The 9,863-nt window shown below is 67.0% G+C and carries 9 protein-coding genes; 5 read left to right on the forward strand and 4 right to left on the reverse strand.

Features of this window, described 5'->3' with window-relative positions; all coding sequences use genetic code 11:
• Window positions 1–38: 38 nt before the first annotated feature.
• From dmpG to ACLQ3C_RS17250, 3 genes are read right to left on the reverse strand one after another with little or no spacing between them, the layout of a single operon-like run.
• Window positions 39–1,115, reverse strand: a complete 1,077-nt coding sequence (gene dmpG, locus ACLQ3C_RS17240; RefSeq protein ID WP_425706304.1) for a 4-hydroxy-2-oxovalerate aldolase — start codon at window positions 1,113–1,115, stop codon at window positions 39–41.
• Window positions 1,112–2,017, reverse strand: a complete 906-nt coding sequence (locus ACLQ3C_RS17245; protein WP_425706305.1) for an acetaldehyde dehydrogenase (acetylating) — start codon at window positions 2,015–2,017, stop codon at window positions 1,112–1,114. The genes dmpG and ACLQ3C_RS17245 overlap by 4 nt, the downstream gene beginning before the upstream one ends.
• 38 nt (window positions 2,018–2,055) lie before the next feature.
• Window positions 2,056–2,844, reverse strand: a complete 789-nt coding sequence (locus ACLQ3C_RS17250) for a 2-keto-4-pentenoate hydratase (RefSeq protein ID WP_425706306.1) — start codon at window positions 2,842–2,844, stop codon at window positions 2,056–2,058.
• A gap of 353 nt (window positions 2,845–3,197) precedes the next feature.
• On the opposite strand from ACLQ3C_RS17250, the gene kstD reads away from it, so the two are divergent.
• From kstD to ACLQ3C_RS17265, 3 genes are all read left to right on the forward strand, one after another.
• Window positions 3,198–4,958 (forward strand): 3-oxosteroid 1-dehydrogenase, encoded by a 1,761-nt coding sequence (kstD, locus tag ACLQ3C_RS17255; RefSeq protein WP_425706307.1) that lies wholly within the window; start codon window positions 3,198–3,200, stop codon window positions 4,956–4,958.
• 4 nt (window positions 4,959–4,962) lie between these two features.
• Window positions 4,963–5,823, forward strand: a complete 861-nt coding sequence (locus ACLQ3C_RS17260) for a MaoC/PaaZ C-terminal domain-containing protein (protein ID WP_425706308.1) — start codon at window positions 4,963–4,965, stop codon at window positions 5,821–5,823.
• 135 nt (window positions 5,824–5,958) lie between these two features.
• Window positions 5,959–6,387: a DUF6918 family protein gene (locus ACLQ3C_RS17265; protein WP_425706309.1), complete on the forward strand. Its 429-nt coding sequence runs from the start codon at window positions 5,959–5,961 to the stop codon at window positions 6,385–6,387.
• 96 nt (window positions 6,388–6,483) lie between these two features.
• Here ACLQ3C_RS17265 and ACLQ3C_RS17270 read toward each other — a convergent pair whose 3' ends face one another.
• The gene (locus ACLQ3C_RS17270; protein WP_425706310.1) at window positions 6,484–6,780 is read right to left on the reverse strand and encodes a hypothetical protein; all 297 of its coding nucleotides are present in this window, start codon (window positions 6,778–6,780) and stop codon (window positions 6,484–6,486) included.
• A 21-nt stretch (window positions 6,781–6,801) separates the two neighbouring features.
• Between ACLQ3C_RS17270 and ACLQ3C_RS17275 the strand changes: the two genes are divergently transcribed.
• The gene (locus ACLQ3C_RS17275; RefSeq protein ID WP_425706311.1) at window positions 6,802–8,448 is read left to right on the forward strand and encodes an MFS transporter; all 1,647 of its coding nucleotides are present in this window, start codon (window positions 6,802–6,804) and stop codon (window positions 8,446–8,448) included.
• Window positions 8,449–8,474: 26 nt separating this feature from the next.
• Complete coding sequence (locus tag ACLQ3C_RS17280; RefSeq protein WP_425706312.1) at window positions 8,475–9,749, forward strand: SLC13 family permease; 1,275 nt, start codon at window positions 8,475–8,477, stop codon at window positions 9,747–9,749.
• Window positions 9,750–9,863: the final 114 nt, after the last annotated feature.

Below are 9,863 nucleotides of genomic sequence, written 5' to 3' on the forward strand. Positions count from 1 at the left end.
CGCCCGCACCGCCGGCGGGTTAGCCGGCGGCCGACGTCTCACACGCCGGCGTTCGCGTCGGCCTTCTTCTTCAGTTCCAGCGCGATGTCGATGAGCTGGTCCTCTTGTCCGCCGACGAGTTTGCGGTTGCCGGCTTCGATGAGGATCTCGGCGGCCGAGACGTGGTAGCGCTCGGCGTGACCCTCGGCGTGCTTGAGGAACGAGCTGTAGCAGCCGGCATAGCCCATCATCATCGATGAACGGTCGACGAGGCACTCCGTCGGCATCACCGGCCGGACCACGTCCTGCGCGGCGTCGGCGATCTTCATGAAGTCCACACCGGTGGTGATGCCGAGCTTGTCGCAGACGCCGACGAACGCCTCGGTCGGGGTGTTGCCGGCACCGGCACCGAAGCGCCGGATCGAGCCGTCGATCTGCTGGGCGCCGGCCCGGATCGCGTTGATCGAATTCGCCACGGCGATATCGAGATTCTCGTGCCCGTGGAACCCGACCTGCGCGTCGTCGCCCAGTTCGGCGACCAGTGCCTGCACCCGGACGGTGACGTCCTCGAGCACCAGTGCGCCGGCCGAATCGACGACGTAGACGCACTGGCAGCCCGCGTCGGCCATGATTCGCGCTTGGGCGGCAAGCACTTCCGGCGGCTGGCTGTGGCTCATCATCAGGAATCCGACGGTCTCCAGGCCGAGTTCCCGGGCGAGACCGAAGTGCTGGATCGACACGTCGGCCTCGGTGCAGTGGGTGGCGATCCGGCAGATCTGTCCGCCGTTGTCCTGCGCGGCCCGGATGTCGTCCTTGGTGCCCAGACCCGGCAACATCAGGAACGCGATCTTCGCCCGCTTGGCCGTCTCCGCTGCCGCGGCGATCAGTTGTTGCTCAGGCGTCTTGGAGAAGCCGTAGTTGAACGACGAGCCGCCCAGTCCGTCTCCGTGGGTCACCTCGATGACGGGGACGCCGGCGTCGTCGAGGGCGCCGACGACAGCGCGCACCTCGTTCTCGGTGAACTGGTGGCGCTTGTGGTGGCTGCCGTCGCGCAGTGACGAGTCGGTGATGCGGATGTCGAGGGCGTCGGAGTACTTCCGCGCGCCGGCCATCAGGTTGGACGTTGCGGTGCTCATGCGTTCACCCCGGCTTTCTGCTTCGCGATCTCTTCGCCGACCTTGGTGGCGGCGGCGGTCATGATGTCGAGGTTGCCCGCATACGGCGGCAGGAAGTCGCCCGCACCCTCGACCTCGACGAAGATCGAGACCCGCGCGTAGCCGCCGTTGATGACGCTCGGCGCATGGAACTGCGGGTCCTGCAGCAGCCGGTATCCCGGCACGTACGACTGGATCTCTTTCTCCCGCTTGTGGATCGACGCGGCGATCGCGTCGGTGTCGGCGTCGGCGGGAATGGCGCAGAAAATGGTGTCGCGCATGATCATCGGCGGATCGGCCGGATTCAGGATGATGATGGCCTTGCCACGCTCGGCTCCCCCGATGGTTTCGATGCCCTTCGACGTCGTGCGCGTGAACTCGTCGATGTTGGCGCGTGTTCCCGGCCCGGCCGACACCGAGGACACCGACGCCACGATCTCGGCGTAGGGCACGGGGACGACCGAGGAGACGGCGTGCACCATCGGGATGGTCGCCTGCCCGCCGCAGGTGATCATGTTGGTGTTCGGCGCGTCGAGGTGTTCTCGCAGATTCGCCGGCGGCACCACTGCCGGGCCCACCGCCGCGGGCGTCAGGTCGACCGCGGTGATCCCGGCCGCCGCATACTTCGGCGCGTATTCGCGGTGCACGTAGGCCGACGTCGCCTCGAAGATGAGATCCGGCTTCTCCGAGGACGCGAGCAACTCGTCGGCACCACCGCTCATGGTGATCAGGCCGTGGTCGGCGGCCCGCTTCATCCCTTCCGAGTCGGCGTCGATACCGACCATCCATCGCGGCTCGATCACCTCGGACCGTTCCAGCTTGTACATCAGGTCGGTACTGATGTTGCCCGACCCGATGATCGCCGCGGTCAGCTTTGCAGCCACCTACGCCTCCTGTGATAGTTGTCGAAAGTCCTTGTACATCAGTTGAAGTCCAGCGTGACGCTGCCGAGTCGGGCGAACTCGGCGACGACGTGATCGCCCGGGCCCACGTCGAAGGCGCGGGTTGCCGTACCCGGCAGGATCAGATCGCCCTTGCGTAGGTGCACCCCGAACGAACTCACCTTGCGGGCCAGCCAGCTCACCGCATTGAGTGGGTTGTCCAGCACCGCAGCGGAATTGCCCTTTGCCACGACCTCGCCGTTGCGGTGCAGGACCGCATCGATGTCGCCGACGTCGATGGCGTCGATGGCCACCCGCTGCTCGCCTAGAATCCATCCGCACGAGGATGCGTTGTCGGCGATGGTGTCGCACAGGGTGATCTGCCAGTCGGCGATCCGCGAATCGATGAGCTCGATCGACGGCACCACCCACTCGACGGCGTCGATCACGTCCTCGTTGGTGCAGCCCTCGCCCGGCAAGTCCGCGCCGAGGAGGAACCCGACCTCCACCTCCACTCGCGGAATGCACAACGTCTTCGTGTCGATCGCGGTGTGCTCGAAGTACTGCATCTCATCGAGGAGGTGCCCGTAATCGGGCTCGTCGACACCCATCATCTTCTGCATGGCCTCCGAGGCCAGCCCGACCTTGTGCCCCGCGACCCGTGCCCCGGCATCGAGCCGCTTGCGGATGTTGATGAGCTGGATCTCGTAGGCGTCGATGACGTCGAGATCCGGGTGGGCGTCCGTAGGACGGTCGATCGCCGTCGCGGTCCGCTCCGCGTTCCACAGATCGGTTGCGATCTGCTGTCGAACTGCCTGGTCGACCGCCATTTCGTCCTCACCTCCATGCGCTGAACGTGTTCTAGTTTAGAACACGTTGCAGATTTGCGGGAGGGCCACACCGGCAACGGGTACAGAGTGCTCGTCGCCAGCCGTGGAGGGCGCGAACGAATATGAACTGCGGCTATAGCGACGGTCGAGACGATAATTGCCGCCACCGTCGCCATAGCCGCACGTTATAGCTCGACCCCCGGCCGCCCTCGACCACTCCGTGCATTCTCGGCCGGGAGTGGCGACGCCGATCACCCGCCGACTCCGCCGACCCCTGGCGCCGCGAATCTGTAACGTGTTCTACTTTTAGATGAGAACCCGTTCCACCCGCGGCGCACGAAGGGACCCAATTCATGGCCGGCGCGACCGAACCAGCAGGACAGCAACCCACCGGGACCGATCCGGACGAGACCTATGACGTCGTCGTCGTGGGGGCTGGAGCCGCCGGCCTCAGCGCGGCCATAACCGCGGCCGCGCAGGGCCTACGGACCGTGATCATCGAGAAATCGGCCTACTGGGGCGGCTCGACGTCCCGCTCGGGAGGTGGGGTCTGGATCCCGGGCAACTCGGTCCTCAAGCGCGACGGGGTCCCCGACGATCGCGAGGAGGCGCGCCGGTATGTGCACGCGATCATCGGCGAGCACGCGCCGGCCGAGAAGATCGACACCTACATCGACCGAGGCGCCGAGGCCCTCGAGTTCCTGATGGCGCACGCTCCCCTCGACCTCGAGTGGGTGAAGAACTACTCCGACTACTACCCCGAGGCGCCCGGCGGACGGCTCGGTGGCCGCAGCGTCGAACCCCGGCCGTTCGACGCCCGCGCCCTCGGCGACGACCTGAAGACACTGCATCCGCAGTACACCAAGGCACCACTGAACATGGTTGTCCTGCAGTCGGATTACCGCTGGCTCAACACCGGGTTGCGACACTGGCGCGGTCCGGTGCGGATGGGCAAGGTGGGCGCGCGGTTCTTCTGGGCTCGCAGCCGCGGCAAGAAGCTCATCGCGATGGGCGCGGCGCTGGCCGCCGAACTCCTGCTCGGAGTCCGCAAAGCCGGTGTGCCACTGCGTTTGTCGACGGGACTGGTGGATCTGGTCACCGAGAACGACCGGGTGGTCGGCGTGGTCGCCGAGCACGAGGGACGTCGACTGCACATCCGCGCCGAGCGTGGAGTGATCCTGGCGTGCGGTGGCTTCGAGCACAACGTCGAGATGCGCAAGAAGTACCAGCGCGAGCCCATCGGCTCCGACTGGACCACCGGCGCGCCGACCAACACCGGTGACGGCATCAACGCAGGCCTCAAGATCGGGGCCGCGGTGTCCCTGATGGACGACTCCTGGTGGGGCCCGACCATCCCGCTGCCGCGCGGCCCGTGGTTCGCGCTGTCCGAACGCTCGGTACCCGGCACGTTCATCGTCAACACCCGCGGCGATCGCTTCATGAACGAATCATTGCCGTATGTCGAAGCGGTGCACCAGATGTACGGCGGCGAGTTCGGCCAGGGTACCGGCCCGGGCGACAACGTACCGTCCTGGCTGATCTTCGATCAGCGGTGCCGCAACCGCTACCTGTTCGCGGGAGTCAATGCCCGCCAACCGCTTCCGAAGAAGTGGTTCGAATCCGGGGTCGTCGTCAAGGCCGACTCCCTCGAATCCCTGGCCGAGAAGATCGACGTTCCCGCAGATGCATTGCGCGCCACCACCGAACGGTTCAACGGCTTCGCACGAGCAGGTGTCGACGAGGACTTCGGCCGCGGTAAGAGCGGTTACGACCACTACTACGGCGACATCACCAACAAGCCCAATCCGAGCCTCGGGGCCGTCGACCAGGCGCCGTTCTACGCGGTCAAGATGGTGCCCGGCGATCTCGGCACCAAGGGCGGCATCGACACCGATGCATCGGGACGTGCGCTGCGCGCCGACGGCTCGGTGATCGCGGGACTCTATGCCGCCGGCAACGCGTCCGCCCCGGTGATGGGTCACACCTACGCCGGCCCGGGGGCCACCATCGGCCCGGCACTGGTCTTCGGCTACCTCGCGGCGCGCGACTGCGCCGACGGCGAGACGGCGCACAGCGCAGCACCTTCCGCCGCCACCGCAGGCAAGGAGAACTGAGGTCATGCCGATCGACCTGTCCGAGGCGCTGGGTGCCGAGCTCCCCGAGGTCAGCTTCGAGTGGTCGGCCTCCGACGTCGCGCTCTACCACCTCGCCGTCGGCGCGGCGAGCGACCCGATGGACCGCACCGGCCTGGTGTACGTCGACGATGTGGCGCCAAAGGTGTTGCCCACCTTCGCGACCGTCGCGGCGTCCTTCCACGCCACCGAGGCCCCGAAGGTCTCCTTCCCCGGAATCGACATCGGCCTCGCCAAGGTGGTGCACGGCAGCCAGCAGGTCACCGCCCACGGGCCCATTCCCGCAGCCGGGAAGGCGACCACGCGGACCACGATCGCCGAGATCCAGGACAAGGGGTCGGCGGCGGTCATCGTCCAGGAATCGGTCACCGTCGACGACGCCGGCACCGTCTTGTGGACGGCACGGTCATCCATCTTCGCCAAGGGCGAGGGCGGGTTCGGTGGCGAGCGTGGCTCGTCGAACCGGGTCACCTACCCCGACCGCGAACCCGATCACCACCTGTCGGTGCCGACGCTGGCGAACCAGGCATTGCTCTACCGCCTGTGCGGCGACCGCAACCCGCTGCACTCTGACCCCGAATTCGCCTCGGCCGCAGGCTTTCCCCGGCCTATCCTGCACGGCCTGTGTACCTACGGAACGGTGTGCCGCGCCGTCGTCGACTCGCTTCTCGACGGCGACGTGACGGCCGTCGCCGACTACTCGACGACCTTCGCCGGCGTGGTCTTCCCGGGTGAGACGATCGACGTCGACGTCTGGGATGACGACGGCCGGTTGCTGATCACCGCGTCCGTCGCCGACCGCGACCGTGCGCCCGCCCTGGGCAATGTGGTGATCACGAAGCGCTGAGGGGCCCGAGACCCCACACGCCGCAAACCTTGGCGCGACCATACTTCGCCGGTGCAGGCGTCTATTCTGCTCAGGGGTGCCGGTCGCCGCATGCGGCCGCATCGTCTTCGTAACCGTCCCTTGAGGAGATTCTTGATGAGCGATTCGCTGCAGTCCCTGCTCGGCCCGAACCGCCCAGCCGTGGTCGACGATCTGGTGGGGGTGATCGACTCGCGGGTCGCAGCCCAGAAGGGATTCGGTGGTGCCGCGGTGAAGACGGCGTACGCGGCCGTCGGCAAGGTCAAACCCGACATCGTGAAAAAGGCGACCAACCTGATGCTTCCGGACTTCGTGACGGCACTCCAGCCGTTCTGGGACTCCAAGCCGGCGGGCACCTCATTCGGTGCACATCTGGCCGCCGATCCCGGCACCGCCTCGGAGGCATTGCTCGCGGTCACCGACGCCCAGGCCGAATCGGCGAAGGCGCCACTGACCAAGGCTTACAACTCGCTGCGCGGCAAGGCGAAGGGATACGTCACCGAGGCGTTGCCCGCCGTCGGCGACGTAGTCGAAAAGCACGCGTGAGTCTCGGCCGCGTCGTCTCATCCCGGTCCGGCCGGGTGACGACGCGGCCCGCACGCGCCGGCGGGCCCCGGGTTCACACCCGGCCACCGACGACGCTCAGGCAGCGGTCGTGACGATGAGCACGAGCGCGCAGACGATGGCGATCAGTGCCACCAGCATCGACAGCACCCGCCACACGTGCAGGCGCACGGTTGGGGTCTCGGTGGATCGTGAAGAGGCGACCGGTGCGGCCATGATCTCCCTCTTTCGGTTGTCCGGGGCCACGATCGTGATGGCGATCTGCAACCCCGAGTTTGTTACTCCAGTGATCAATGTGTCACACGTTGCATGTGGTGTCTTGATTCGTCGCCCGCGTGTCGCCTGCATCACATTTTTGTTGCCGACTTTGCTCACCGCTTGGAAAGGAAGCCACGGATGACACAACCCAGGACGCTGGATCTGCGGTCGGTGTGGCTGATCCTCATCGCCTGCGCGGCGGTCAGCATGGTGGTCGCCGCGATGGCCGCCCTCAACACCGCGCTGGCCGACATCGCCATCGACATCGGTGCCGACACCGGACAGATGACCTGGATCGCGGACGGCTACACCCTCGCGCTCGCCGCGCTGCTGTTGCCGGCCGGGGCGATCGGTGACCGTTTCGGTCGGCGCGAGATGCTGGTCGTCGGGCTGCTGGTGTTCGCAATCGGATCGCTGGCGGCGATCTGGACCACCGACTCGACGCAACTCATCATCACGCGTTGCGTCGCAGGCGTCGGCGCGGCCTTCATCATGCCGACCACCCTGTCGCTGATCACTTCCGGTGTGCCCGCGGACAAACGGAGCATCGGCATCAGTATCTGGGCCGCGGTGGCCGGCGCCGGTGCGATCGCCGGCTTCTTCGTCTCCGGTATCCTGCTGGAGTTCTTCTCCTGGCATTCGATCTTCATCACCTTCGCCGCGTCGGCCGCGGTGACCGCATTGGTATGCCTGACGATCGGCTCGTCGAAGGACCACGATCCGCAACCCTTCGACTACGCCGGCTCCGTCGTGTCCATCCTCGCGGTCACCGGCATCGTGTTCGGTCTGCTGGAGGCTCCGCATCGCGGATGGAATGACGCGCTGGTGCTCGGGACCCTCATCGGCGGTGCGGTGCTCGTCGTCGTGTTCTGTCTGATCGAGCTGCGGGGTCGCCGGCAGCTTCTCGACGTCCGGTTGTTCACCAACCGCGCCTTCGGCGCCGGTGCACTGTCGGTGGCTTTGCAGTTCTTCGCCTCGTTCGGCGCCTTCTATCTGCTTCTGCAGCGGCTGCAGTTGGTGTTCGGGTTCTCACCGCTGCGTTCGGCGTTCGCCCTCATGCCGATGGTGCTGGGGGTGAGTATCTTTGCGCTGCTGGGCAACTGGCTTGCGGTGCGCTTCCACTCGCTACGCTTCGTCCTCGGCGCCGGCCTGCTCATCGCCGGCGTCGGACTGATTCTGCTCGGCGTCGTCGACTACGACGCGTACTGGATGATGGCGTGGATGCTGGGATTCTGTGCGATCGGTATCGGGCTCGCGACGGCCCCGTCGACCACCGCGATCATGTCCAACACCCCGCTCGACAACCAGGGTGTGGGCTCGGCGGTCAACGACACCGCCCGCGAGATCGGCGCGGCCATCGGCATCGCGCTGGCCGGAAGCCTCCTCGCTGCCGGGTATGCGAGCCGCATCCGTCCCGTCGCGGATCTCGCTCATGACCAGATAACCGCCGCGGGCCAGGCACAGATCGGTGCGGGCAACACCGCGGGTGGACGGCAGATACTGGGGCAGGCCGACGTCGCCGCCGAGCACATCGGGCGTTCGCTGGCCGAGGCGAGCGAAGTAGCCGCCCGGCTGCCCGGTGAGCTCGGCGCCCGCGTGCTTCACGGTGCGCAGGACGCCTTCGTCGTGCCGATGAATCAGGGCTGTCTGGTGCTCGGGATCGTTCTGGTGGTCGGGTCCGTCCTGACCACCGTCATCGCCCCACGCCGCGTGGTCGCCCTGCCGGCCGGTGACGAGCCGGCGGCCGGGCAGAACGAATTCGGCTGGAGCGGCACCGATAGCTGACCCGCCCACCGGCGTAAGCTCGCGACGTGCTCGATGCCCACAGTTCGCTGGGCACCGCCGTGGCCGTGCTCTGCCTGGCCGCCGTCATCGGGGTCGCGGTGTCCGCACAACGACTTTCGCCTGCGGTCGTCGCGGTTCCGGCCGCATTGCTGCTCGCCCTGCTCGGGGCGGTGTCGTGGTCTCAGGTGGTCGACGAGTTGCGGTTCATCGGCCCGACGATCGGGTTCCTCGCCGCAATGCTGGTGATCGCCGAAGTGTGTGCGCGCACCGGGGTATTCGCGTGGATCGGTCAGATTCTGGCGTCGTGGAGCCGCGCCTCGCCCACGCGTCTCCTCGGGTTGGTGTTCGTCGCGGCAGCGCTGACGACGGCGGTCCTCTCGATCGACACCACCATCGTGCTGCTGACGCCGGTGGCGGTCGCCACCGCGCGACGCATCGGCGCCCGGGTGACACCGGTCGGCACGGCGACCGCACATCTGGCCAACAGTGCATCCACGCTGCTGCCCGTGTCGAATCTGACGAATTTGCTGGCGTTTTCGGCGACAGGGCTCGGCTTCTTGTCTTTCGCCGGGTTGATGGCGGCGCCATGGGTGGTCGCGATCCTCGTCGAGTACGTCATCTTTCGCATGTTCTTCGCGTCGGAGCTGAAATCTGCGGGCACACCGGCCATCGAGGACGGCAACCCGCCGAGCACCGCCCGACGTCCGGCCCCCCTCGCCACACTCGTGATGCTGGGGCTGCTGTTGTGTGGCTTCGTGATCGCCGAGCCGCTGGGGATTCCGTTGGCGGCCGTTGCCGCGGTCGGTGCCGTGGTGATGCTGATCGCTCCACTGCGCAAGGCCCCCGCGGTGACCCTGGTGCGGGCGGTGCGCGCGGTGAACATCCCGTTCCTCGCGTTCGTCGCCGCGCTGGGGATCATCATCGTGCCGATCCGGCTGGGCCCTATCGGTGAGTGGATCACCGGTCTGATCCCGTCCGGAACGCAACTGTGGGCGCTGCTGGCGGTGGCCGCGCTGGCCGCGCTGGCGGCCAATATCCTCAACAACCTGCCCGCCACCCTGTTGCTGCTGCCGATGGTCTCCCACGAACCTGGCCTTGCCCTCGCGATGTTGCTCGGCGTGAACATCGGGCCGAACCTCGCCTACTTCGGCTCGTTGGCGAACCTGTTGTGGCGCGACGTGATGCGCCGTCACACGATCGCTCCCCCGACCCGCCGCTACGTCCTGTTGGGAACACTCACCGTGCCACCGACACTCATTGCCGCCGTCGGCGCACTCTGGCTCGGACTACAGCTGATGTGACGCCGAATCTGCAGCCTTTGGTCGCGGTTTCCGCGACTAAAGGCTGCAGATTCGGTGGTCAGCGTCCGCAGATGGCGAGCAGGCGGGCCAGGCGGGCTTCGACGCGTGACGGTT

The organism is Gordonia sp. DT30, from assembly GCF_049844915.1.
Classification (GTDB): domain Bacteria; phylum Actinomycetota; class Actinomycetes; order Mycobacteriales; family Mycobacteriaceae; genus Gordonia.